Source organism: Paenibacillus sp. MAHUQ-45 (assembly GCF_058133325.1).
Map to the genome: position 1 here is coordinate 653,848 of NZ_JBYUPV010000002.1, position 25,068 is coordinate 678,915.

The 25,068-nt window shown below is 49.3% G+C and carries 20 protein-coding genes; 18 read left to right on the forward strand and 2 right to left on the reverse strand.

Annotated elements, in window-relative coordinates; translation table 11 throughout:
• Positions 1 to 61: 61 nt before the first annotated feature.
• From AC3Y23_RS06750 to AC3Y23_RS06770, 5 genes are all read left to right on the forward strand, one after another.
• A complete protein-coding gene (locus AC3Y23_RS06750; RefSeq protein WP_379196906.1) occupies positions 62 to 1,363 on the forward strand; it encodes an ABC transporter substrate-binding protein in 1,302 nt (433 codons plus the stop codon).
• A 172-nt stretch (positions 1,364 to 1,535) separates the two neighbouring features.
• The gene (locus AC3Y23_RS06755; protein ID WP_379196908.1) at positions 1,536 to 2,423 is read left to right on the forward strand and encodes a carbohydrate ABC transporter permease; all 888 of its coding nucleotides are present in this window, start codon (positions 1,536 to 1,538) and stop codon (positions 2,421 to 2,423) included.
• 31 nt (positions 2,424 to 2,454) lie between these two features.
• Positions 2,455 to 3,342, forward strand: coding sequence for a carbohydrate ABC transporter permease (locus AC3Y23_RS06760; RefSeq protein ID WP_379196910.1), 888 nt, complete (start codon positions 2,455 to 2,457; stop codon positions 3,340 to 3,342).
• Between the two features lie 39 nt (positions 3,343 to 3,381).
• Positions 3,382 to 4,914 (forward strand): glycoside hydrolase family 76 protein, encoded by a 1,533-nt coding sequence (locus AC3Y23_RS06765; protein WP_379196912.1) that lies wholly within the window; start codon positions 3,382 to 3,384, stop codon positions 4,912 to 4,914.
• 61 nt (positions 4,915 to 4,975) lie between these two features.
• Positions 4,976 to 6,031, forward strand: a complete 1,056-nt coding sequence (locus AC3Y23_RS06770; RefSeq protein ID WP_379196914.1) for a glycoside hydrolase family 76 protein — start codon at positions 4,976 to 4,978, stop codon at positions 6,029 to 6,031.
• Positions 6,032 to 6,624: 593 nt separating this feature from the next.
• Here AC3Y23_RS06770 and AC3Y23_RS06775 read toward each other — a convergent pair.
• Positions 6,625 to 6,939: a winged helix-turn-helix transcriptional regulator gene (locus AC3Y23_RS06775; protein WP_379196916.1), complete on the reverse strand. Its 315-nt coding sequence runs from the start codon at positions 6,937 to 6,939 to the stop codon at positions 6,625 to 6,627.
• A 192-nt stretch (positions 6,940 to 7,131) separates the two neighbouring features.
• On the opposite strand from AC3Y23_RS06775, the gene zwf reads away from it, so the two are divergent.
• The 9 genes from zwf (at position 7,132) to AC3Y23_RS06820 (ending at position 19,356) form a co-directional block, all read left to right on the forward strand.
• Positions 7,132 to 8,643 carry a glucose-6-phosphate dehydrogenase gene (gene zwf / locus AC3Y23_RS06780; RefSeq protein WP_379196918.1) on the forward strand — a complete coding sequence of 504 codons (1,512 nt, stop codon included), beginning with the start codon at positions 7,132 to 7,134 and terminating at the stop codon, positions 8,641 to 8,643.
• A gap of 105 nt (positions 8,644 to 8,748) precedes the next feature.
• Entirely contained in the window at positions 8,749 to 9,648 is a 900-nt protein-coding gene (gene gnd / locus AC3Y23_RS06785) for a phosphogluconate dehydrogenase (NAD(+)-dependent, decarboxylating) (protein ID WP_379196920.1), read from the forward strand.
• Positions 9,649 to 9,858: 210 nt separating this feature from the next.
• Positions 9,859 to 10,542: a response regulator transcription factor gene (locus tag AC3Y23_RS06790; protein WP_379196922.1), complete on the forward strand. Its 684-nt coding sequence runs from the start codon at positions 9,859 to 9,861 to the stop codon at positions 10,540 to 10,542.
• Entirely contained in the window at positions 10,535 to 11,911 is a 1,377-nt protein-coding gene (locus tag AC3Y23_RS06795; RefSeq protein ID WP_379196924.1) for a HAMP domain-containing sensor histidine kinase, read from the forward strand. The genes AC3Y23_RS06790 and AC3Y23_RS06795 overlap by 8 nt, the downstream gene beginning before the upstream one ends.
• Before the next feature lie 65 nt (positions 11,912 to 11,976).
• On the forward strand, positions 11,977 to 15,108 hold the full coding sequence (locus AC3Y23_RS06800) for an efflux RND transporter permease subunit (protein WP_379196926.1): 3,132 nt from the start codon (positions 11,977 to 11,979) through the stop codon (positions 15,106 to 15,108).
• Positions 15,109 to 15,175: 67 nt separating this feature from the next.
• Complete coding sequence (locus AC3Y23_RS06805) at positions 15,176 to 15,817, forward strand: class I SAM-dependent methyltransferase (protein ID WP_379196928.1); 642 nt, start codon at positions 15,176 to 15,178, stop codon at positions 15,815 to 15,817.
• 901 nt (positions 15,818 to 16,718) lie between these two features.
• Entirely contained in the window at positions 16,719 to 17,813 is a 1,095-nt protein-coding gene (locus tag AC3Y23_RS06810) for an NADH:flavin oxidoreductase (protein WP_379196930.1), read from the forward strand.
• Positions 17,814 to 17,935: 122 nt separating this feature from the next.
• Positions 17,936 to 18,898 carry a GNAT family N-acetyltransferase gene (locus AC3Y23_RS06815; protein ID WP_379196932.1) on the forward strand — a complete coding sequence of 321 codons (963 nt, stop codon included), beginning with the start codon at positions 17,936 to 17,938 and terminating at the stop codon, positions 18,896 to 18,898.
• Between the two features lie 233 nt (positions 18,899 to 19,131).
• On the forward strand, positions 19,132 to 19,356 hold the full coding sequence (locus tag AC3Y23_RS06820; RefSeq protein ID WP_379196934.1) for a hypothetical protein: 225 nt from the start codon (positions 19,132 to 19,134) through the stop codon (positions 19,354 to 19,356).
• A 180-nt stretch (positions 19,357 to 19,536) separates the two neighbouring features.
• Here the strand turns inward: AC3Y23_RS06820 and AC3Y23_RS06825 are convergent, their stop codons facing one another.
• The gene (locus AC3Y23_RS06825; protein ID WP_379196936.1) at positions 19,537 to 21,171 is read right to left on the reverse strand and encodes an alpha-helical endospore appendage domain-containing protein; all 1,635 of its coding nucleotides are present in this window, start codon (positions 21,169 to 21,171) and stop codon (positions 19,537 to 19,539) included.
• Between the two features lie 248 nt (positions 21,172 to 21,419).
• Here AC3Y23_RS06825 and miaB point away from each other — a divergent pair, with 248 nt between their 5' ends.
• The 4 genes from miaB (at position 21,420) to AC3Y23_RS06845 (ending at position 25,059) form a co-directional block, all read left to right on the forward strand.
• On the forward strand, positions 21,420 to 23,006 hold the full coding sequence (miaB, locus tag AC3Y23_RS06830) for a tRNA (N6-isopentenyl adenosine(37)-C2)-methylthiotransferase MiaB (protein ID WP_379196938.1): 1,587 nt from the start codon (positions 21,420 to 21,422) through the stop codon (positions 23,004 to 23,006).
• A 10-nt stretch (positions 23,007 to 23,016) separates the two neighbouring features.
• Positions 23,017 to 23,484 (forward strand): YlbF/YmcA family competence regulator, encoded by a 468-nt coding sequence (locus AC3Y23_RS06835; protein WP_379196940.1) that lies wholly within the window; start codon positions 23,017 to 23,019, stop codon positions 23,482 to 23,484.
• Positions 23,485 to 23,700: 216 nt separating this feature from the next.
• Positions 23,701 to 24,471: an NUDIX domain-containing protein gene (locus AC3Y23_RS06840; RefSeq protein ID WP_376767051.1), complete on the forward strand. Its 771-nt coding sequence runs from the start codon at positions 23,701 to 23,703 to the stop codon at positions 24,469 to 24,471.
• A 45-nt stretch (positions 24,472 to 24,516) separates the two neighbouring features.
• Entirely contained in the window at positions 24,517 to 25,059 is a 543-nt protein-coding gene (locus tag AC3Y23_RS06845) for a cysteine hydrolase family protein (RefSeq protein ID WP_379196942.1), read from the forward strand.
• The last annotated feature ends 9 nt before the right edge of the window (positions 25,060 to 25,068 follow it).

The window sequence follows — 25,068 nt, forward strand, 5'->3', positions numbered from 1 at the left end:
AGTCTATTGAACGCAATCCTATTTATTTCAGCTATATTACACAACAAAAGGGGATGAGAACATGAAGAAATGGTTGGTTACGGCGCTTACACTCAGTATGGTTACTGTTCTTTCGGCAGGCTGTGGAGGGAGTACCGGAACTTCTGAGAAAGGGGATGTCGGCAAAGGGGAAGGTGGAGCCAATGGTAAGAAGACAGAGCTTACCTTCTGGGGAGACTGGGGCGGCGAAGGCCAGAAGCAGTTCGAGACGATGGTCGATGCTTTTAATAAGTCACAGGATAAAATTCATGTTAAATATGTATTGCAGCAGGACATGATTACGAAGTTCCTGACCGCTGCCACCAATGGCGGATCGCCGGATATACTGTTCTGGGATCGCTGGCGGACTTCCCTCTATGCCCCCAAGAATGTTCTTCATCCCGTGGATGAATATCTGGCGCGTGACGGGATATCAAAAGATGATTTTTACAGTGAATCCTTAAAAGAACTTACCAACGACGGAAAATTGTACGGCCTGCCGCTCACAGTAGACGCGCGAGCTCTTTTCTACAATAAGAAGCTGTTGGCGGAAGCCGGACTTCAGCCTCCAACGACATGGGATGAGCTGGAGGCTGCCGCAACGAAGCTGACTAAATGGAAAGGCGACAAGCTTGAAGTAGCCGGTTTCTCCATGGGTGATCTTGGATTGTTCAATATGTATCTCCAGCAGGCGGGCGGCCAGATGCTGACCGAAGAGGGGAAGACCAACTTTAATAATGATAAAGGTAAGAAGGTACTGGAGTTCTGGGACCGCCTGATGAACAAAGATAAAGTGTACAAGGTCGGCTTCGAGCTGGGACTTGGCGAAGGCCAGGATGCTTTTGTCACAGGGAAGGTTGCCATGCTCTATTCCGGTCCTTGGATGCTGAGTACCTACAATAAATATGGTAAAGACCTGGAGTACGGCATCGTACCTCCACCAGCAGGACCGAATGGTGATAAGGGTAGTGTAATGGGTGGTTTTGGCCTTGTCATCCCTGAAGGCTCCAAGCACCATGATGAGGCATGGGAGTTCATCAAATGGTGGACAGCGAATAAGGACAACGCACTGCTGTGGGCGAAGACCAGTCTGAATTTGCCGGGCTACAAACCATCGCTGGAAGATCCATTCTTCAAGGATGATCCGCAATGGAAGCCATTCATGGAAACGCTGGAATTCGCGAAGATCCGTCCGCAACACCCTGGTTACTCGGTCATGGAGACGGATGCACTCTTGCCAAACCTCCAGCTCAATCAGCAAAACAAGCAGAGCATTGAAGAGACGCTGAAGAAAATACAGGAACAGGGCGATAAAATGCTCAAGGATAACGAGGTTGTGAAGTAAAACGAAGGAAATAAAGTCTCACAAGAAAAAGTAAAATGGCCGATGCCAAAGACTGCAGGGGGAGGCCTTGTCCTCCCTTCTGCAAATACTTGAAGCTGTTCTGCTCCGCTGGGAGACACGGACTTTATGAACATGGGCAAATTACTGAATGGAATATAGAGGGGGAACCCAAGTGACATCCGTCAGAAGGATTGAAAGGCATCAGGCTAGAACAGCATATTTCTTTATTACGCCGACACTGCTGCTGTTTTTAGTATTTACGGTCATCCCCGTTGTAATGGCCTTGTATTTAAGCTTTACGAATTACGATGTGCTCAGCCGAAATGATTGGATCGGACTCGATAACTATCGGCGTCTAATTGATGATGATCTGCTATGGAAAACCTTTCGGAACGTGTTTTTTTATGCGGTGATATTCGTTCCGCTGAATATCCTGATATCGGTGCTGCTGGCAGTGCTGCTCAGCCGGGCATGGCGCGGGGTTAAGTTATTCCGTACGTTGTATTATCTGCCAACCCTGACCTCTGCTGTAGCTGCGGCTACCGTATGGATCTGGTTGTTGCATCCTGAATTCGGAGCCATTAATGGTCTACTGTCCTATGTGGGGATCACGGGTCCGGCCTGGCTGTCTGAGACAAGTACTGCGATGCTGTCGATTATTATGCTGACGCTGTGGCAATCGGTCGGCTCTAATATGATCATTTACCTGGCTGGTTTGCAGGGTGTTCCAGATTATCTATATGAATCAGCGCGGCTGGATGGCGCGAACAAATTTGATTGCTTCCGGTACATTACGTGGCCGCAGCTTCGGCCGACAACCTTCTTGGTCAGCACAATGGCTATCATCAGCGCGCTCCAATTGTTCGACCAGGCTTTCGTACTTACTCAGGGCGGTCCAGCCAACATGACCAAAACGCCTGTCTATTTAATCTATCAGCAGGGCTTCAATCAGCTTCAAATGGGCTATGCGTCCGCGCAGGCATTTGTACTCGCGATGGCAATTCTCATCTTTTCGCTGATCAATATGCGAATATCGAAGTCGGAAGACCCAATCGTGTAGACGCATGCTAAGCAGAAGGGGGCTCAAAGGAATGGATACCAGTAGCAATTCCTCGTTGAAGCGGGGATTAAGCAAAACATTTTATTACATTTTGTGCATCGTGATAGCATTTATCATGTTCCTGCCATTTTACTGGAGCGTGCTAACATCGGTGAAGCCTGATGATGAAATCTTCTCAATGCCAATCAAGTGGTTCCCGTCACATCTGTCTTTAGAGCATTACCGGAAGGCGTTTACGACCGTACCGTTTGGTCTTTACTTCTGGAACTCACTGGTGCTGGCGATAGCGGGTGTGCTGGCCAACCTGTTTTTCGGATCGCTTAGCGGTTATGCTTTTGCGAAACTGAAGTTCAAACTGAACAAGCCGATTTTCCGTGTCCTGCTGGCAGCCATGATGATTCCGGGCATCGTCACCATGATTCCGACGGTCTATGTTATGCGCCATATCCCACTTATGGGCGGGAATGATATTTTTGGCAGCGGGGGCATAGGGATTATGAATTCCTTCTGGGGCATTATTTTGCCGGGCGCTTCAGGGACCTTCGCAGTATTCTTCATGCGGCAGTTCTTCCTGACACTTCCGAATGACATGATGGAGATGGCCCGGATTGAGGGTTGTAGCGAATTCAAGATTTTCTGGCGCATTTATTTGCCACTGACAAAGCCGGCGCTGGCTACCCTGAGTATTTTTACTTTTCAGGCGGGCTGGAATAGCTTCCTGTGGCCGATGATTGTGCTAAATGATCCTGATAAAGCGACTATTCAGATGGGGCTACAAGCTTTCTCATATAATTTCCAGACCGATTATGGGCCAATGATGGCGGGGGCGCTCGTGGCAATTCTTCCGATTCTGGTTCTATTCCTTGCATTGCAGCGTTACTTTGTGCAGGGAATTGCCTTCAGTGGTATTAAGGGTTAAGTGCCTTCTTATCTAACTTCATATAGGAGATGATGGAAATTGGCAAAGTTCGGCAAGAAGGCATCGGCTATCGCTAGAGGGATTTTGGCGGCTGTGCTTCTGATTGCACCCTTTGGGGGAGAACAACGTGCGGCTGCGTTTACAACAGCAAATGCTGATGCAGCGATGAATAGTTTTATCAATACCTTTTATGATCCTGTAGCGAAATATTTCTATACCAACAGCGACCATCAGATTCATCCTGAGCATGCGCACGGACCAGACGGTGGACTGTATACCGATTTCTGGTGGGAGGCCCAGCTGTGGGAAACGGTGATGGATGCGTATGAGCGGACTGGCAGCAGCACCTACCGTGCCATGATTGATGATATTTATGCCGGATTTAATGCGAAATACCCGGGTATGATGACCAATAAATTTAATGATGATCTCGGTTGGTGGGCGCTCGCCTCTATGAGGGCTTATGAACTGACTGGCACCGCAGAGTATCGAAACCGTGCGTCGTTCCTGTTCGACCAGATCTGGGGCGATTGGGACAGTACGTATGGCGGTGGAATTTGGTGGAAGCGGGACGGCACTTCACCGCAGAAGAACATGGCGACCAATGCGCCAATGGTGATGACGGCTATCAAGCTGAAGAATGCGACCGGCAACAACGATTATTTGACAAAAGCGCAGAGTATCTACAGCTGGATTCAGAGCAGATTGGTTTCCGGCAGCAAAATTAATGACCACGTCGAAGGTTCTGGTTCCGGGACGGTGGTAGACTGGGACTTTACTTATAATTACGGCACGTATCTCGGCGCGGCGCTGGCTTTGAATCAGGCTACGGGCAATGCGTCCTACCTCACGGATGCGAATACCGCTGCAGCCTATGTTATTGATAAAATGACGCTCTCCAATACGCTTATGTACGAAGGAGAAAATGATTCACCGGGCTTTCGCATGGTATTCGCCCGCAATTTGAACCAGTTGCGGAAGGCAACAGGGAATGCCGCTTACTTAAATTTCTTGCAACAGAACGCTACGCAGGCTTTTAACCACCGCCGGGCATCTGATGGAATCATTGACAGCGACTGGACTGCGCCTGCCAGAAGCGGATATATCCAGTCGATCGCTGCCGCTGCAGGCGCTTCGATTCTGCAACTGGTTCCTCCAGATAATTACACCGGACCGATTGCCGGCAACGGAACGTATGAGGCTGAGAACGCCCGTCGCTACGGCATTAACAATGAATCCTCGCAGCCAGGCTTCTCAGGACGGGGTTATACAGCGGGTTGGAACACGGATAATACGAAAATTGTGTTCCACGTCAATCAGAACAGTGCCGGTACACAGACAATTAGCTTCCGTTACGCTGCAGGTGCGGGGGATGCCGGACGGTATGTCAAAGTGAATGGTACGGTGGTCCGTAGTAATTTGATTTTTAACGGTACAAGCAGTTGGTCCGCCTGGAACACGGTGACGCTAAACGTTCCGCTGAATGCAGGCTACAACTCTATTGAGCTTGGAATTGATAGTACCAAGGGCAATAGCAATTATCTCAATTTAGATAAAATGACGGGGCTTTAAGCAGCGCTGTCAGATGTGCAGGGCTGCTTGAGAAGAACCGGGTGATCAGGGAGAGAAGCATATGAATCAATTAAAGCTTAAATTGTGGGAGGAACGAGCGGATCAGGCGCAGGAAGCACTGGATACGCTATTCTGGAATGATGACATCGGGATGTACAACATCGAGACACCTTGTCCGAATGGGGAATGCAATACGATTTTTCACTACTGGTGGATGGCCCATGCTGTAGACGTCCTTGTGGATGGACTGCTGCGAACAGGTGACAACCGTTATGCTGCTCATCTGGCCTCCATGCATCAAGGGCTGTTGAAGCGTAATGGCGGAGTGTGGCCCAATGAATTGTATGATGACATGGAATGGATGGCCTTGGCTTGGTTACGGGCTTATCAGGCTACAGGCCAGGAGACTTACAAAGAAACGGTGCTTATCCTCTGGAAGGATATTCTGACTGGTTGGAATGAGCATATGGACGGTGGTATTGCCTGGCAAAAATCACAGCTGGATTATAAGAACACGCCCGCCAATGCGCCGGCAGTGATTCTAGCGACTCGTCTGTATCAGGCCTTCGGCGATGCCGAAGCCTTGAACTGGGCCCAGCGGATCTACACGTGGCTAAAAGGGCACCTGGTTGACGCAGAGACAGGTTTCGTCTGGGATGGAATGAACCGAGCCGGGGACGGTGGCATCGACAAGGACTGGAAGTTCACCTACAACCAAGGGGTGTACATCGGCGCAGCCATAGAGCTGTACCGGATTACCGGTGATGACGGTTATCTGGATGATGCCCGCCGCACCTTCCAGGCGGCGGTGGCGGAGCTTGCGGAAGCCGGGCATGGCGGCTTGCCGGATGAAGGCGGCGGGGATGCCGGGCTGTTCAAAGGCATCCTGGTCCGCTACATGGCCGAGCTATGCAAGGTCGATCGCGGGTTTGGCGCGCCTGCGGATTTCCTCCGCGCCAATGGGGATCTACTCTGGGCGCACGGGAAATCCGGCGGCTGGGCGCTGTTCGGCACGGATTGGAATCGTGCCAATGGTGAGGTCATCCAGTTAAGTTCACAGCTCAGCGGAATAATGCTGCTGGAGATGCTGGCCGAACTGGAGAAAGTACAGAACTAGTTAAAGCGAACTTATGACACGAACGCTATGAATTTATAAATCCCTGTTAGGACAGAGGAAGGTTCATAATGCTAATTCATAAATTCCGCATAGATCTTTGGGAAATGACGCTGAGTTATTAGCAGCATGACTCAATAGATCATGAGCTATCATTGAGTTTTGGATGATATATCAACATATTTGGTATAAGATAACATTTAATTAGTAGTAAGCTAATATTATTCTAACTATGAATACGCTCTAACGAAGAGGCAGAGGTTTGGTGGTGGGTTGGCCTGGAAGAGGATCAGAGGGGCTATACAGGAGAACTATGAGCGACAAGAATAGAAGAAGAATTGCAGGCACAGAGTTTCATTTAACCATTTGAGAGCGCTGCTAGAGATCGTTCAACGTGTCGAATGATAAATCGCCAGGTGTCCCAAGCCATAATGGCTGTGGGGCGCCTTTTTTGAATTGTGGCTCTGAGCTCGCTCCGAGATTCTTCATAAGATATGCACAGAGATTCCATTAAGTTTTGCTCTAAGGCGCTTTTGAGTTATAATTAGTAGATATGCAAAAACAACCATATAAAAGGAAGTGCATGGAGTCTGCGCTCAGAGCCATTTTATTCCCCACGCCTCAACATGGCCTAAGGCATCGCCGAGTTCTTTGCCCTTCTCGGTCAAAGTGTATTCTGTGCGGACAGGCCGATCCGGAATGACATGACGCTTCAGAATGCCGGATTCCTCCAGCTCTTTGAGACGCTCATTCAGCATCCGTTTGCTGAGGCCAGGAACCATGGCATTTAGTTCATTGAACCGTTTGGACCCTTCCATCAGCACGTGTACAATGAGATTGACCCACTTCTTACCTATGATATGGTAGGCGAGTTCGGCGCTTTCCTGGAGTGGCTTTGACTCTTCATTCATAAGGGTTCATCCTTCAGTGGTTATTATAAATAGCTTTCTTACTATAACATAGTATAGTGAAAACAATAACTCCTGTAAATGTCGAAATGATGTTGACGAATGGACATTATCGTCGTATGATGTGTGATATAAAAGTTAAGAAGTAATTAATAGTAACCTCATAAATATTTATTAACAACAGGAGGAATTAAAGTGGAATCATCAACTTTTGTGCTATTTGGCGCTACCGGAGATTTGGCAAAACGGAAAATATATCCCGCTTTATATAACCTGTTTTTAGATGGTAAGATCTCTCCACCTTTATCTGTAATCGGCCTCGGCAGACGGGAACTGTCGAACGAAGCGTTTCAAGCACAGGTATTGAATTCCCTTCAAACCTTCTCAAGGAAACCAGCAGAGGATTCCGAAGCGCTACAAACGTTCATTCAGGCTTTTGAATATACAGTGCTCGACGTAGGCCGCCCAGAAGACTATGTGAAGCTGCTGGGACATGTCAAGGCTCGGGAAGAAGCCCTCGGCATTCCTGAGAATCGAATGTTTTATCTGTCGGTCGGTCCTGAATTTTTCGGGGAAATTGCGGCGAACATCAATACCAGTGGACTTGGCTCGACGAAGGGCTGGAAGCGCCTGGTGATCGAGAAGCCGTTCGGTACGGATCTGGCGTCAGCGAGAGTGCTGAATGAGAGCCTGTCGGCAGCATTTAAAGAAGAAGAGATTTTCCGGATTGACCACTTCCTAGGTAAGCCAATGGTGCAGAATCTGGAAGTGCTCAAATATTCTAACCCAGTGCTGAGAGCACTTTGGAAAAACCGTTATATTGCCAATGTGCAGATTACAGCGAGCGAAACGGTTGGGGTAGAAGAACGGGCCGGTTATTACGATAAATCCGGCGCGCTGCGGGATATGTTCCAGAATCACATGCTCCAGCTATTGATGATGACAGCCATGCAGCTTCCTAAAGGAAGCACGCCGGAAGATGTCAGCAACAAGAAACGGTATGTAATGGAATCTCTTCGTCCGTTGATAAAAGAGGACCTTGCGCATAACGTCGTTCTGGGACAATATGCAGCCGGGGAAATCAAGGGCAATCCAGTACCAGGCTATCTGGAGGAACCGGGAATTGACTCCAGCTCGCGGAATGAGACTTACATTGCTGCCCGCCTTTGGATTGAAGATGCGATGTGGAACGAGGTACCGATCTATATTCGGACCGGGAAACGAATGAAAGAAAAGTCCACGCGAATTGTCATTGAATTCAAAGAACCACTTAATGATTATAACAATCTGAATAAAGGGAACACTGACCCTAACCTGCTGATTATTGATATCAGTCCGAATGAAGCTATTACGTTGCAGCTCAACACCAAAGATCCGCTTCGTACCGGCAAGCTGGAACCTGTCCGCATCAATTATCAGCTCGGTAACCCGGAAATTCCGGAATCTTACGAGAACCTCATTTATGACGCCCTCCGCGGTGACTCCACCTTCTTTGCCCATTGGGATGAAGTGGAGCTGTCCTGGCAGTGGGTGCAGCCGATCCAAGAAGCGATGGAAGAAGGGCTTCTGGAGTTGCACAGCTATGCTGCTGGCTCCCACGGTCCTGCTGCAGCTGCTGAGCTGCTTGGTGACGACCACTGGTGGCTGGACGAGACAGAGGAGCTTGAGGTTCAAGGGATTCAATCCGTACCGGCCGGTGTTCTGTAATTTCTAACCGCGTCCAGGGGCTTGAAGCCCCTGGATGTTCTTTTTCTATGCACCAATTTGGGTAAGCTTTAGACCATACATGATCATACACAGGAGGGAATTTTGATGAAGGTAGGATTAATCGGACTTGGAAAAATGGGCTTCAACCTGGGGTTGAATTTGTTGGAACACGGTCATGAGGTAGCGGCGTTCGACCTGAATACACCAGCTGTGGAAGAAATGATCAAGAGTGGAGCGGAAGGTGCAGCAAGCCTGGCAGAGCTTGTGAGCAAATTAGAGAAGCCTCGCATTCTCTGGATCATGGTCCCCCATCAGGTCGTTGACAATGTGATCGCTGAGCTGACTCCGCTGTTATCACAAGGTGATATCGTCATTGAAGCGGGGAACTCCCATTACAAGCAGTCCATTAGCCGTTATGAGGCCCTGCACCAGCATGGAATCAGCTTCATGGATGCTGGAACATCGGGTGGAATGGAAGGTGCTCGGAACGGCGCCTGTTACATGATTGGCGGCGATCCGGAGGCATGGGCGATTGTCGAGCCGCTGTTCCGGGATACTTCGGTAGAGAATGGATATCTCTATGCAGGCAAATCTGGCAGCGGGCATTTCCTGAAGATGGTGCATAACGGGATTGAATATGGGATGATGGCTGCGATCGGAGAAGGCTTCGAGGTTCTGGAGAAAAGCGGATTTGATTTCAACTTCGAACAGGTGGCTCGGGTATGGAATAATGGCTCTGTCATCCGTTCCTGGCTGATGGAGCTGGTGGAACGCGCTTTCTCCAAAGATGCCAAGCTGGAGGAGATTAAAGGCGTGATGCATTCCTCTGGTGAAGGTCGGTGGACGCTGGAAACTGCCTTTGATCTTCAGGCGGCTACACCGGTTATCGCCATGTCGCTGCTGATGCGTTACCGTTCGCTGGAGACGGATACTTTTACCGGCAAGGTGGTTGCAGCGCTGCGTAACGAGTTCGGTGGTCATGCCGTGGAATCCCAGGATAAATAATTCGGCGATTTCTGCATCAGGAATTTTTTCCATAATCGCGGTACTATAAGTTACTCCAGTAGCGCTGGCAGAAGCAATGACAACCTTACTCCATGTAAAATCCTAATGTATCGTTAGGTTGTAATGTTCCGTTCACTTTCAGTACAAATTAGGCCGATATACTAAAGTGATGATTTTCAGGGAAAACAACTGGATGAGGTGTGGTACAGCGTGACAACAATTATGGTGGCCGATGATGAGGCGCATATTCGAGAACTGGTTAGCCTTTTTCTGAAGGATGAAGGCATGGAAATTGTAGAGGCAAGCAATGGCGCGGATGCCTGGAGTTATTACGAGAAACATAATGTCGATCTCGTAATTATAGATATTATGATGCCCGGTATGGACGGATGGGAACTGTGCAGACGGGTTCGGGAAGCTGGTGACAGACCGGTCCTGATGATTACAGCCAAAGGTGAACCCGCCGACAAAATCAAGGGTTTTCGACTGGGCACCGATGACTACCTCGTTAAGCCGTTTGATCCGATGGAGATGGTCATGAGAGTCAAGGCGCTGCTGAAACGATACGGTATTTCCATATCCCATACCATCAAGCTGGGCAGAATTACGTTAGACAAGAGGGGATATCATGTCCTGCATGAGGATACCGGTCAATTGACTACTTTGCCGCTTAAGGAATTCGAGCTGTTATGGAAGTTGGCAAGTTACCCGGGTCAAATCTTCACACGTGATATGCTGATCCGCCAGATTTGGGGCTATGAGTATTTTGGCGATGAGCGAACCGTCGATACACATATCAAACGGCTGCGGGACCGGTTTCAGCCACATAGCGGTGACTTCCGGATTGTTACGCTGCGAGGTGTAGGTTACCGGCTGGAGGTTATGCATGATTAAGTCACTGTATGTCCGGGTCGTACTAACCTTTTTAGGTGCCGTTATCCTGAGTATTTTCGTAGCATCTCTGTTGATAAATCGCATCTATGTGGAACAAATCAAGAATGCGATGCAGGATCATATGATATCCAGTGGAAAAATGATGATCAAGGCCTATGAGCAGGCAGAGGGAGGAGACCTGGATTACCTAATGACAGGCATCTCCTCTCTTCCGCGCTATGATGTACATATGTACGATAGCAAGGGGAAACTGCTTTATGTGAGCAGTGACGTTAAACAAAGGCAGTTAGAGCTGGAAGCCGCCCATGTTTCGGAGGTCTTGCATGGGGGTGTTTTTCGCAGTGAATTTAATAAAGGTGAGGGTGGCATGACGGTTGGCCTTCCACTGACTGTGAATGGATCTCCTGGCGCATTATTTATCACACCTGAGGCCAACGAGCTAGTGGGCATGATCGCCGGCTTCCTGAAATCCCAATTGCTGTTCATTCTAGGCTTCGGTAGTCTGTTCATTCTGATTGCCGCCAGGTATATTGTTCAGCCACTCCGGCGCTTGACCCGGGCGACCCGGAGAATGGCCAAAGGAGATTTCAGTGTCAGTCTCAGCAGCAAGCGCAGTGACGAGATCGGCCAACTGACCCAAAGCTTTAACGTTATGGCCCGGGAACTGGGCATGCTCGAAGAAAGCCGCAAGCAATTCGTGTCGGATGTATCCCATGAAATTCAGTCACCATTGACATCCATTAAGGGGTTCACGCAGGCGCTTAAATACAAGCAGCTTGATGAACAGACCCGCATGCGACTGCTGGATATCATCGAAGCCGAGAGCGACCGCTTGTCCAGACTGAGTGGTGATTTGCTGCAACTCTCCACACTGGAATATGAGCATATGCAGCTGTCCCCGGGAAAATTCTCTCTGGATGAGCAGCTTCGTCAAGTGGTCATTTCGCTGGAGCCGCAGTGGTCCAGCAAAGAGATGACAGTTAATCTTGATGTGCTGCCGGTAACTATAGAAGCGGATGAAGACCGCTTGAGTCAAATATGGAGCAATTTGTTAAGTAACAGTATTAAACATACCAACAACGGCGGAACCATTGACATTAAAGTCTCTTTAACTGGAGAGCAGGTGCAGGTGGAGATATCTGATACCGGATCAGGGATTCCTGAGGATGAACTCCATCATATTTTCAAACCCTTCTATAAAGTGGATAAATCCAGAGAGCGGAAAGTTGGCGGCAGCGGCCTCGGATTATCTATCGTCAAACGAATTGTCGACCTGCATAAGGGTCAGATTGAAATCGCCAGCACTCAGGGAAAAGGAACTACGGTCTCTGTTCAGCTCCCCCAATTCTACTACAAGCCCGAATTGTAATCCTCAGTTCACATTGAGGACAAATTCGGGCTTTATACTGTGGTCAGATAGAGGAGGAGAGAAGAATGAACTTTTTAAGTAAAATCAGTTTGAAAAATTCAGTGGCTGTGCTGATCCTGTTTGCCCTTATTATGGGCTATGGCGCATATTCAGCGACACAGATCAAGCAACAGACTTTCCCGGATATTGAATTTCCTGCGGTGTTTATCCAGGCGATTAATCCTGGGGCATCGACAGAAGAGATGGAGACAGGGGTTACAAAACCGATTGAGGATAGCCTGAAGAATTTTGCCGGGTATGATTCCTTAACGAGTACTTCGACAGAGAATGCGTCCAGCATCTCGATCCAGTTTCCATTCGGTTCCGACATGGACAAATTATCTACGGATATTGAGGCTTCGCTGGCAAAATTGAAGCTACCAGAGAATGCCAAGGTGAGCGTGCAGCGTCTTTCGGCGGGTGCGATGCCGATCTACCAGGCGGCAATCTTCTCTACAGGCAATGACTCTGAGAAATTGACCCGGAAGCTTGAGGACGATGTAGTTCCGGCTTTGCAGAAGCTTGAAGGCGTCAGCTCTGTGACACTGAAAGGAGCAGCTTCGGACCAATTGCAAATTGTCGTTGACAAAGAGAAGGCTTCCAGACTGGGGATCTCATTGAGCTCCATCCAGACAGCTTTGCAGGGCTTAAATTATGCGTTGCCGCTTGGTAATGTATCCGAGGGTGAGACCACGATTCCTATTCGACTCTCAGGCTCAGCTACTACTCTGCAGCAAATCAAGGATTTACCGCTCGGTCCAGCCGGTGGACAAGGTGGGGGCATGGCAGCTGGACCTGGTTCTTCTGGCGGAGCTGGGCCGCAACAAGGGAGAGGCGCAGTCCCAGGCGGTCAGGTGGTTACGACACCAGCTGTGATCAAGCTTTCCGATATTGCAACGGTAACCAGCTCTGCACAAGTCGATGAAATTACACGTTACAATGGGCAACCGAGTCTGGTGCTGGAAGTGGTCAAGAACCAGGATGCCAACACAGCTGATGTAGGCGATGCAGTTCAAAATTTGCTGGATTCCTACAAGAGTGATCATATAGAAGCTCATGTGATTTCGAACCAGGGAGAGGAAATCAAGGAATCGGTCAATTCTTTGATTCGGGAAGGATTGTACGGGGCATTATTCTGCATCATTATTATCTTCCTGTTCCTGCGCAATGTACGGGCAACGCTTATCTCTATTCTGTCACTGCCAATCTCCATTTTTGCCACAATCGCAGTGATGAATCAAATGGGATACACCCTGAATATTATGACACTGGGTGGGATTGCCGTATCCATAGGACGTATAGTCGATGATAGTATCGTGGTCATTGAGAATATTTACAGATGGCGTCAAGAGAAAGGCACTTCGCTGAAGAGCAAGGAATTAACTTACCGGGCGACCAAGGAAGTGATCAGCCCAGTCCTTTCCTCGACGCTTGCCACAGTGGTGGTATTTGCTCCACTTGGCTTCGTGAGCGGCGTGATTGGCGAGTTCTTCCGTCCGTTTTCTCTCGCCGTCGTGATTTCTATTGTGGCGAGTCTGCTGGTCGCTGTAATGCTTATTCCAGTGCTCGGTGCCTCTTTCTTCAAAAAGGTAAAGCCGCATAAGAGCGAAAGCAGACTTACAGGCCTATACGAGCGCCTGATTAACGCTGCGCTGAAACGCAAGTGGCTGGTTATGATTCTGTCACTGGTACTTCTTGCTGGCTCGCTTAGCTCCATTCCTTTGCTCGGCGTAGCATTTCTACCGGCAGATTCTGTGCCAACGGCTTCAATACAGCTGGCGCTTCCAGCGGGAAGTGGCACAGAACAGGGTGATAGGGTTAGTAAAGAAGTAGAGGGTTATGTCAAAAATCTTGCCGGGGTGACGAATTACCAGGTCGCTATTGGCGGCTCCTCTGGTAATCCGATGCGATCCTCAGGCAGTGCGGCCAATCAGGCTACAGTGACGGCGCAATTTGCGAAGAGTGCCGACATGGAGGCTATTATTGACAAGGCTCAGGCTGACCTGCCGGCGCTGGTGGAGAAAGTCATTCCCGGCACGACAGTGTCAGTCAAGGCGGGCGAGCAGCAGGGTCTGCCTACCGGTATCAATATTGATGTCAGTCTCTATTCAGATAATATGGACGATTTGTCCAAGGCCTCCAAGCAAGTCGAGGATCTGATGGGGCAAAATAGCAATCTCAAGGATGTTACGAACAATATGAACGAGGTAACTCCGAAATGGGAGCTTACCCTCAATCAAAAAGGGATAGATGAGAATGTTAGCCCTTATGTGCTCATGCAGGCAGTAACAGAACAGCTCAAGCCTGTACATGCAGGGACCTATACACTGGACAGCAAGGAACAAACGGTCACACTGTCCTACCGTCAGCAAATTACCTCGCTGGAGGCGCTCAAGAGCATTCCGGTGCCTACGTCCGGCGGAATGCAGACCTTGGGCGATGTAGCCGATATCTCAGTTCGTGAGGCTCTGGTTACAGTTAACCATAATGATGGCAAAACCTATGCGAAAGTTACGGGGACTGTAAAAGGAGACAACACATCCGTTGTCACCCGTGAGGTGCAAAAGGATATTGCCGCCCTATCCCTGCCTGATAGCGTTGAAGTCAGCTATGGCGGCGGCATGGCGATGATGAAGGAGGGCTTTACGAACCTTGGTATTGCAATGGCAGCAGCGGTTGGACTTGTGTTTCTGGTAATGAGCATCACCTTTGGCGGTGTGGTTACCCCGCTGATTATCCTGTCTTCTCTGATCTTCATTCCGGTCGGTTCTCTGGGAGCATTGTTGATTACAGGGCAAGCCTTGTCCATGAGCGGAATGATAGGCATGCTGATGTTGGTCGGAATTGTTGTCACGAACGCTGTCGTTCTGCTTGACCGTGTAGAAAAGAATCGTAAGAGCGGCCAACCGATCACCGAGGCCATTGTCGAGGCTTGCAAAACACGGCTTAGACCGATTCTGATGACCGCACTGGCGACAATGCTGGCCCTGATGCCACTGGCATTATCAGGTTCCTCTACAAGTCTGATCTCTGGCGGCTTGGCAGTGACGGTGATCGGCGGTCTATTCACTTCCACCTTGCTTACGCTGATTGTTGTTCCGGTTCTCTACGAGATCGTGTGGAAGAAGCGTAAGGTCAGAGAAGTTGAAAACTTTTAACAAAACGACATGTTATTTACGCAAAGGGTAATACTTAATAAAAAGACGCATAGAGAGGAGGCGGCATATGTTCAGAGGACTCAAAGAGCGATTGTTGTTTCTGTATAAATTCCTCCAGTCCCCTTTATCGACAGGGAATGTTTTTCCTAGTTCGCGCAGGTTGGCACAAGCGTTGCTCGAGCCCATTCCCTGGGAACGGGTGAACTCTCTGGCAGAGCTTGGAGCAGGCACAGGCGCGGTCACCCAACATCTGCCGCCTTTACAACAGCAGCCTATGCAAGTTCTTTTATTTGAGAAAGATCCGGAGCTCCGCCGGCGTCTGAAACTCCGGTTTCCTGGCTATCGGTATTATCCGGACAGCTCCCGGCTGCGCTTGGCGCTTCATAACGGCAGGTTGGAGAAGCTGGATTGCATTGTGAGCGGTCTTCCGTTATGGAGTATGGGAAGCAAACAGAGGAAGCAGATGCTGTCACAAGCTTTCGCTTCCCTGAAGGATGATGGGCTGTTCGTGTTCTTCAATTATTTTAATTCGATTCAAAAGGACTTGAAGCCATTTTTCGAGATCCAGAGTACTACGTTCGTTCCGTTGAATTTCCCGCCTGCGGTAGTTTACGTCTGCCGTAAAAAGGCGAATGTGGACAGCGAAAAGAAGGCTCAGTGGCTATCAGTGGTCGCTGGCAAGGACTCTCGAGTGTTGCTTGAAAGATAACTGTTTGTTCTTATAGAAGAACAACTCAAAACCATAGAGCCAACAGAACCGCGATTCTCCTGTTATTGGGAAATCGCGGTTCTGCTTTTTTGGTCATCCGCGGCTTGCTTCAGTAGATTGTGGGCAAGCTAAAGCCAGCGCAATCATTTCATTGCGGTCGTTTCATCGCTTTTGCGACAACCTTTTTGCTCTAGTGAACAGTTACCCGGGCTAGAAGGTCGATGAATTAAGAAATAGAGGCAAATATGTACCTTAATTCGTATGAAAACATAAGAAAAAAGGAATTAAGGTCAAAAATGTATGTTAATTTTCCAGCGTAGCCTGAAAAGAGGCTATATCTGCGAAATTAGAGTGCATTTTTGCATCTATTTTCCTATTATTCTAATTATATCTTTAATTAAGGTGCAAAAAGGTCGTTATTTCGAATCGCCAGATCCGACGAGCCCCGAGCCACCAGCGACAATTATGAGAGACCAGCCGCAACTGTGAGTCACCAGCGACGATCATGAGAGATCAGTTGCAACTGTGAGCCGCCAGAGACGACCATGAGAGATCAGCCGCAACTGCGAGCCACCAGCGACGATCATAAGAGAGCAGCTGCAACTGAAAGCCACCAGAGACGATCATGAGTGAGCAGTCGCGAGCTACGAGTGAGGACCAGTGAGCAAGCAGCCGTTAGCTAATAATCACCAAGAGACCAGCCACAAGTGACCGGCCCCGAGGCGCGATCTGCCAGCGACCCCACAAGCGCCAGCCGAAAGACTCGAGCCAAGTCAAGCATTTTCTTTATTTGTCATAGTAATTCGGTGGGTATTAACGGATAATTTGCAATTTGTCCTAAATAGCGAGATAATATGCTTACAAAAAGTAATTACATTAAATTAAATTATGGAGGTTACTTATGACTACTAAATTATTGTTTGAACCTGTTACAGCTGGCAACCTGAAGCTGGCTAACCGAATTGTAATGGCACCGATGACTAGAGCATTCTCGCCGGACGGAGTTCCAGGTGATGATGTAGCGGCTTACTATCGCCGGCGGGCAGAAGGTGGAGTCGGTCTGATTGTCACCGAAGGAACAGCGATTAATCATCCGTCTGCGGTCAGCAGTCCGCGTATCCCTAATTTCCATGGGGAAGCGGCGCTCAAGGGTTGGGCAAAGGTTGCTGCTGAAGTCCATGAGGCAGGCGGCAAAATCATCCCGCAGCTCTGGCATGTCGGCCTGGAACGCCCGATTGGCGCGCTGCCGAACCCTGAAGCTCTGCCGGTTGGCCCATCAGGCCTGAACCTGGCCGGAGAGCAGGTTACAGAACCGCTAACTACAGCCGAGATCGAAGGCTTGGTAGCTGCCTTTGCTCAAGCTGCTGCCGACGCTAAAGCAGCTGGTTTTGACGGGATCGAGCTGCACGGGGCACACGGCTATCTGATTGACCAGTTCTTCTGGGAGCGAACCAACAAGCGTACTGACCGCTACGGTGGCGACCTAGTAGGCCGCACAACGTTTGCGGTAGAGGTTATTGAGGCTTGCCGCCGCGCGGTTGGTCCGGATTTCCCGATTGTGTTGCGTTTCTCACAATGGAAAGCGGGCAATTATTCCGCCAAGCTGGTGGATACGCCGGAGGAGCTTGAGCGCTTCCTGGCCCCGTTGGTACAGGCTGGTGTTGATATTTTCCACTGCTCGACACGTCGATTCTGGCTGCCAGAGTTCGAAGGCTCCGAGCTGAACCTGGCGGGCTGGACCAAAAAGATCACAGGCAAGCCGACCATCACTGTAGGCTCCGTAGGTCTCGATAGTGACTTCCTGATCCCGGATAAGGAGAAGAGTGATGAGGACAATCTAGAGCGTCTACTGGAACGCCTGGATCGAGAGGAATTTGATCTTGTTGCCGTGGGTAGAGCGCTAATTAGTGATCCGGCTTGGCCAAATAAGGTACAAGAAGGCAGAACAGATGAGATTCTCCCATACACTCAGCAATCAACTAGCACCTTGTATTAATTAACGTCGAACACTGTCTGAACGGAGTTTTTTCTAGCAGCGTTTAGGTATAATTTAGTTTTAAATAAAGAGTATGCTTCTGCGCAGGCCAGAGTGGTTTATGATGAATTCAAGTATTTATCATGACTGGCAAAGGAGCTACTTATTTGAGTCATTTATCTACCGATACTTTGCATGACGTTGAGATCCGTAATTTCCAGGAAGCTGATATGCCGCTGCTGGAAGGATTGTTCCGCTCTATAACGGCAAGGGAACATGCTGTCTTTTGGTGGGTGGGGGATCAGGCGAACTGGGGCAATGTATTCTGTGCGTTCAGACAAGGTGTGATGATCGCCAAGGGACAGGTGAGCATCATTAACATCGTGCCGCCGGGACGTCCTTCGGAAGCCTACCATTCGATCTATATGAACCTTAAGGCTGTGCCGGAATGGGAACATGATTTTGAATTGCTGGATCATCTCTACGAGCTGCTGTATGCCAGAGCTTTGGGGCTTAAGGCAACGCTTCCTACCGAATATTCAACGCTCTTGTGCGTAGGTAATGATTCGGAAGAACAAGCTAATAATCAATTTTTCAAAGAACGGCATAGCTTTCGCCATCTGAACAGCCTGTTCAGTATGAACCGTGATTTGGGATTGCCTCTTTCGGAACTGACGCTGCCGGCAGGTCTGGAAATGAAGCATTGGCAGATGGCAACAGCTCAGGAGGAAGAGGATTATTTGACGCTGGAGGCTGAGATATGGCCCGATACGCCACTAGGCAGCGACAGGCTGGCTGAGTACAAGCGTAACGACCTGTGGACGGCGCTGGTGGTTCGTGAAGGTGAGACCATCGTAGGCAGTCTGATGGTATGGCGTGAGGATGATTACGCGTACATTGAAGATGTGTTTGTGCGTGAGCCATGGCGAAAGCGGGGCGTGGCAAAATATTTGCTGACACAAGCACTGCTGTATTCTGGGTCCCATGGATTGTCCTCGGCCCGATTAATGGTTCTGACAACTAACCCATCCGCATTGAAATTGTATGAGTCGCTGGGCTTCACTGCAAGACAAGAGGAGATTCGATTTTGCCTGGAGCTGGAGTAGGCGGGAACGAAATTTAGATGAAAAGAAGGTGTTCGGCAGTGTTTTCACTGCTGGACACCTTTTTTATAGAGTGAAGTAATCATGGACGGTAAAGTGACTTTCTGGGTTTTTGTGCATACCTTAAGGTATAAGCCGAAATGGCCGGATTCGCTTGCCGGATCCAGCGTTCTTCGTCCGAAAGGGCCATGTGTGACGATGCACAGACAGAGGTCTTTCCGTCATGGATTGCTACGTTGAACAAAAGCATCCTTGAGTTTCCATTTAGCAATACCTTTCACCGTCTAGCTGCACAGGAGGCGCTTCGTCAGATGGGATATTATTACAGCGGCTCCTATGCTCAAGAGATGGCACAGAGGAATAGATGCAGAGATCGTAAGCTACCGATGCCGTTCCTGAATCACGAACTGTTCCCCAATTGGTTGGAAGAACTGGGAATGGCCGCAAGAAATGAGCAGTGATTATAATGAATAAAAGTTGAAGCTGTTTACAGGGTGAATCTTCAACTGTGGAGCAGCTTTTCTTTAATACCAGCGAATTTAGATCCATGGTTCTGGTGAGAGGCTGTGAACTTTTGTTTACAGACAAAAAGAATACCCCCAGAGATATAGCTACCCTGGAGGTATTCTTGCCGTAATCTTTTAGACGAGGCGAATGATGGTCAGCGTAGCACCTGGCGCCTGAAGACCGACTGTGAGTGTAGAGGTTACATTGAGCTGGATAGTGGCCCCGGCAGGAACGTTTGTGATTGTTTCCGCTGCGAGGACCGTAGTGGCAACGGAAGCCGTAGCTGTGGCTGCGACAGCAACACCGTTCAACAGGATGCGCGAAGATGTAAGCAGAGAACCTGTCAAATTGATTCGGTAGCTAATGAAATAGCTACCAGCATTAGCGATTGTCAAGGTGTCATTTGCACCGTTGATGGTGATGCCCGCAGGAATATTCTGGTTATCCGGGAATGTGGCATTGCCTGAGCCCAGAAGTACAGCGATCGATCCTGAAGCATTTTGTACAAATGCGAAGTTGGACGTTACGCTAGTGCCCGTAACACCGGTAGCTCCTGTAGCACCCGTGGGTCCTGTTGGCCCAAGGTTACCTGTGGCCCCAATGGGTCCAGCAACACCGGTTGAACCTGTGGGTCCAACGGGTCCAGCAACACCGGTAGCTCCACGTGCTGCTAACTGGGTGTAGTCAGGGGAGACGTCCGGTGTACCCACTGGTGGAGCACTTGTGACGATATAAGTGCCACCGTTGTAAGTGACGACCTGGCCCACAGGATATCCTGGAGCAAGTGCGGCGTTGTATGTGACGATCCCGGTCAAACCTACACCTGTCGGACCCGTAGGTCCAGTGAGACCTGTAGGTCCGGTAGCTCCGGTAGCTCCTACAGGGCCTGCGCTGCCGGTAGCTCCACGTGCGGCAAGCAGTGTATAGTCTGCTGATGCACCGGGAAGACCTACTGGCGGAGCATTGTTAACAATAAAGGTGCTGCCGTTGTAGCTAACTACCTGGCCCACAGGATACCCTGGAGCGAGCGCGGCATTATAGGTTACTACGCCCGTGAGTCCCACACCTGTAGCCCCTACAGGTCCAGTTGGGCCAGTAGCGCCTGTCGGTCCAGTTGCACCCGTAGGTCCCTGTAGTCCAGTTGCGCCCGTTGCGCCGGCGGCAGCGATCAGAGTATAGTCTGGGGAAGTACCCGGTGTGCCTACAGGCGGTACCGTGTTGACGATGTATGTGCTGCCGTTGTAGGAAACAACCTGATTAAGAATATAGCCAGGTGCAAGGAATGGGTCAAAAGGAACAATGCCGCTTAAGCCAGCTCCGATCGGGCCCGTAGCACCCGTAGGCCCTACAAGTCCAGTTGCCCCCGTAGGCCCCGCAGGTCCGGTAGCGCCAGTAGGCCCGGCAGAACCGGTGGGTCCAACTGGACCTCCAGCAGGCCCTGTGGGTCCAGCCGGTCCGGTTGGTCCTACAAGAGTAGGAGCCTGCAATATTCCTTCCATCTTGGACTGGAGGAACATCTGGTTGCGCGCTGTACTGTCCAGTGTGGATCGAACGCTTTGGTTAACAGATAGCAAATCGGCAATGGTTGCTGGCGGCCCTGTCAGGCCAGGCAGGGTTCCGAGCACATACTGAAGCTTTTCACCTTCAGCATTCAGAATGTGGCTCATCCCCAGTTCTTCCATAGCTATAGAAGATAAAATCAGGTTCACGGCATCGTCTCTAGTGAGAGTCACGTTAGGAGTTATATTTGGAATATTAGGCTGAGACATGTATTCAGATCACCTCTGAGTTTTTTAATTTGTACACCATACATACTATGTTGCTTACTAAATAGTGGAAATGGGCAAAATAACCAAAATTAGTATATTAATTCTATTAAATGGTTTTTATAGAAAGGGAATAGGGGCATGGATGGAATGAACTACTTCCTTGTGATATAATTTTTTATTAGCAAAGAATTATGGCAATCTACCCATTCTTTATGAAGAAGCTTCATTTAAATAAAGGACGTGACAAGATGACTAAGGGGAGTCAACCCTCACCGGACTTAAAATCCGGCAAGAGTGTCAAGGATTATTCCAAATACTTTGATTTTAGCGATGCGAAACTCATCAGTGAGGAAGAGGGTAAAACCACTTACCGCATCAAGGGCAGAAATGTACAGATTAACAGCCAGCCTGATTACAAGGAAGGAAAGCGCCGTGGCAAGGAAGAGATCGAGGTTCATTATGAATTTGCGATTCCGGAAGAAATGTCCGGCTTTGGTGTGGGCAAGTTCTATCATATAACGACCTACGGCTGCCAAATGAACGAGCATGATACCGAGACGATGAAGGGTATGCTGGAGCAGATGGGCTACCGCAGTATTGAGGACCGCACGAAAGCGGATCTGATTCTGCTCAATACTTGTGCCATTCGTGAGAACGCCGAAGACAAGGTCTTTGGGGAACTCGGACATCTCAAGCATCTGAAGACCGAGAATCCGGATCTACTGCTGGGTGTCTGCGGTTGTATGTCGCAGGAGGAGGGCGTAGTCAACCGGATTATGTCCAAGCACGGCTTTGTAGATATGATTTTTGGAACGCATAATATCCATCGCCTGCCGCATCTGATTAAGGAAGCGGTATTCAGCAAAGAACTGGTGATCGAGGTATGGTCCAAAGAAGGCGATATTATCGAGAATCTGCCCAAGAAGCGGGAAGGCATGCGTGCCTGGGTGAACATCATGTATGGCTGCGACAAGTTCTGCACCTACTGCATTGTGCCTTATACCCGGGGCAAGGAACGTAGCCGCCGTCCGGAGGATGTAATTGCCGAGGTGCGGGATCTGGCTCGTCAAGGCTTCAAAGAAGTGACCCTACTGGGACAAAATGTGAACGCATACGGGAAGGATTTTACCGATATCGACTATACCTTCGGAGATCTTATGGACGACATGCGTCTGATCGATATTCCACGTATTCGCTTCATGACCTCCCATCCGCGGGATTTTGACGATAAACTGGTTGAAGTGCTCGGCAAGGGCGGCAACCTGGTGGAGCATATCCACCTTCCGGTCCAATCAGGAAGTACGGCGGTGCTGAAGAAAATGAGCCGAAAATATTCCCGTGAAGTCTACTTGGAGCTGGTCAGAAAGATCAAGGCTGCTGTACCGGGCGCCGTGCTGACTACTGATATTATTGTTGGTTTCCCAGGGGAGACTGATGAACAATTCGAAGAAACCCTGTCCCTCGTGCGCGAGGTAGGTTATGATATGGCGTATACCTTCATTTATTCTCCGCGTGAAGGCACGCCGGCCGCTGCCATGGAAGACAATGTGCCAATGGAGGTTAAGAGCGATCGCTTGCAGCGACTAAACGCTCTCATTAAGGAGAACAGTCGCATCAGCAATGACCGCATGCTGGGTGAAGTGGTCGAGGTGCTGGTTGAAGGCGAAAGCAAGAACAATGCCAACGTGCTATCTGGTCGTACCCGCAGCAACAAACTGGTGCATTTTGAAGGATCACAGGAGCTGATTGGCACCTTTGTGCAAGTGCGTATTACCGACACCAAAACTTGGTATATCAAAGGGGATTGTGTGGCGGAGGCTATGGCTGTCAATTAATTATACAGAAATGGAGCGATTGCCAGTGAGTCAGGAGCAAGGACGTTTGAACAACTACGGGATGCCGACTTATGATACCCGTGATTTAATCGTACGCGAAGATATTATGGGCAAAGCCAAGGAGCTCGCTTCATTGATTTCGACCAGTGAGGAAGTGCAGCATTTCCAGCAGGCCGAGAAGAAGATTCAGAATCATGAACGTGTACAGGGATTGATTGCACAGATCAAGAAGAAGCAGAAGGAAATTGTCGCCTTCGAGAGCTTTCGGAATAAAGAGATGGTAGCGAAGATTGAAGCGGAAATTGCAGTTCTGCAGGATGAGATTGATGGTATCCCGGTGGTGAATGAGTTTCAGCAAAGCCAAAGCGATATCAACTACCTGCTACAGCTAGTTATTTCGGTCATTCGGGACACTGTCTCGGAGAAAATCAATGTGGAAGCAGGCACTGAAGCGCCTCCGTCCACCTGCGGAGATTAAAGGGTAGCAGACACGGGGCGGATGAGAATCCGTCCCGTTTTTGATAGAAGTATAAGGATTAGGCTATGCCTATCCTTATACTTCTCGCAGAAACAGATACCGTCCCTCAGTGGATGGTAAATACGTTTCTACTTAGAAGCATTGCTTTTCGAAGTCAAGTTTTGGTACATTAAAAGATACGAACAGCAAAAAGCTGCGACAAAGGATGGATATATCGTGAGCGAGAACGGGGAACAAACCTATAACGCCAAAAAATACCGCACTCCGGACGGTGTTCCGGCCGATATTGTGATGTTTACATTAACGAAGCGCGAGCGGAAGACCGTAACGAAGACCCTTCCCCTGCGTGAATTAAAAGTAATGCTGATTAGGCGGAAAAAGTGGCCGTGCGCCGGAATGTGGGCACTACCGGGCGGCTTCTGCCAAGAGGATGAATCCATATACGCGGCTGCTACACGCGAGTTGAAGGAAGAAACGGGCGTGGATGGCGGACATTTGGAATACTTAGGCGTGTACAGCACACCAGGTCGTGATCCGCGCGGCTGGATCATCAGCCATGCCTTCTTCGCTTTGGTGGAGGAGTGGATGCTGGAGCAGAGACAAGCTTCCGACGATGCCGGCGAAGTAGGACTTTTCACACTGCAAGAAGCACTGGAAGAGCTGGAGCTGGCTTTTGACCACCATGACATTATTACGGATGCTTACTTGCGGATTCAGCAGCAAATGCTGCAGACCACGATTGCACGGCAGTTTCTGCCGAGGCATTTCACACTGAGTGAGCTGTATCAGGTCATTCAGACCGTGGTGCCTGAGTTCAAGGAACCTAACTTTATCCGCAAAATAACATCAACCCGCAGCCGCCAGGGAATTCTCCAGGAGGTAAGGGATGAAGAGGGCAACCCGCTGAGTTCCAATCAGTATTCACAGCGTCCAGCCCAATTGTATATGTTCACTGACCATGAGCCGTTGTTGTCGATCTATACCTGATTCTGATGTAAGTGGTGTTTTACAACAAACAAGGGGGTAGTACTCATGAGGGGATTAATCGTGATTGATTTCACGAATGATTTTGTGGATGGCAGTTTACCAGTAGGTCAGCCAGCGATCGATATTGCGCCTAGAATTAGTCAATTAACAGAAGACTTCGTAAAGAACGGCGACTATGTCGTCATGGCCGTGGATCTTCACGACGAGAATGATGAGTATCATCCCGAGACTAGGCTGTTTCCGCCACATAATCTGCGTGGTAGCAGCGGACGTGAGTTGTATGGCACGCTAAAACAGGTGTATGAGGACCATAAGGAGTCTATCTATTGGATGGACAAAACACGCTATAGTTCATTCAGTGGCACAGACCTGGAGCAAAGACTTCGGGAACGTGGAATTACAGAGCTGCATTTGATTGGGGTATGTACGGATATTTGTGTATTGCATACTGCGGTAGATGCGTATAATAAAGGCTTTAAGATCGTTGTACACGAGGACGGTGTCGCCAGCTTCAATGCAGCAGGTCATGCTTGGGCGCTGGGCCATTTTACAGGAAGTCTCGGGGCAAAGGTTGTCAACGGAGAATAGAACAGCAGC

What these genes read in the sequence shown, in the direction of transcription:
- AC3Y23_RS06750 (WP_379196906.1), top strand. Translation starts at nt 62, where the DNA reads ATGAAGAAATGGTTGGTTACGGCGCTTACACTCAGTATGGTTACTGTT.
- AC3Y23_RS06825 (WP_379196936.1), bottom strand. Translation starts at nt 21,171, where the DNA reads ATGTCTCAGCCTAATATTCCAAATATAACTCCTAACGTGACTCTCACT.
- AC3Y23_RS06760 (WP_379196910.1), top strand. Translation starts at nt 2,455, where the DNA reads ATGGATACCAGTAGCAATTCCTCGTTGAAGCGGGGATTAAGCAAAACA.
- AC3Y23_RS06775 (WP_379196916.1), bottom strand. Translation starts at nt 6,939, where the DNA reads ATGAATGAAGAGTCAAAGCCACTCCAGGAAAGCGCCGAACTCGCCTAC.
- AC3Y23_RS06770 (WP_379196914.1), top strand. Translation starts at nt 4,976, where the DNA reads ATGAATCAATTAAAGCTTAAATTGTGGGAGGAACGAGCGGATCAGGCG.
- miaB (WP_379196938.1), top strand. Translation starts at nt 21,420, where the DNA reads ATGACTAAGGGGAGTCAACCCTCACCGGACTTAAAATCCGGCAAGAGT.
- gnd (WP_379196920.1), top strand. Translation starts at nt 8,749, where the DNA reads ATGAAGGTAGGATTAATCGGACTTGGAAAAATGGGCTTCAACCTGGGG.
- AC3Y23_RS06835 (WP_379196940.1), top strand. Translation starts at nt 23,017, where the DNA reads ATGGAGCGATTGCCAGTGAGTCAGGAGCAAGGACGTTTGAACAACTAC.
- AC3Y23_RS06800 (WP_379196926.1), top strand. Translation starts at nt 11,977, where the DNA reads ATGAACTTTTTAAGTAAAATCAGTTTGAAAAATTCAGTGGCTGTGCTG.
- AC3Y23_RS06815 (WP_379196932.1), top strand. Translation starts at nt 17,936, where the DNA reads ATGACTGGCAAAGGAGCTACTTATTTGAGTCATTTATCTACCGATACT.
- AC3Y23_RS06810 (WP_379196930.1), top strand. Translation starts at nt 16,719, where the DNA reads ATGACTACTAAATTATTGTTTGAACCTGTTACAGCTGGCAACCTGAAG.
- AC3Y23_RS06845 (WP_379196942.1), top strand. Translation starts at nt 24,517, where the DNA reads ATGAGGGGATTAATCGTGATTGATTTCACGAATGATTTTGTGGATGGC.
- AC3Y23_RS06805 (WP_379196928.1), top strand. Translation starts at nt 15,176, where the DNA reads ATGTTCAGAGGACTCAAAGAGCGATTGTTGTTTCTGTATAAATTCCTC.
- AC3Y23_RS06795 (WP_379196924.1), top strand. Translation starts at nt 10,535, where the DNA reads ATGATTAAGTCACTGTATGTCCGGGTCGTACTAACCTTTTTAGGTGCC.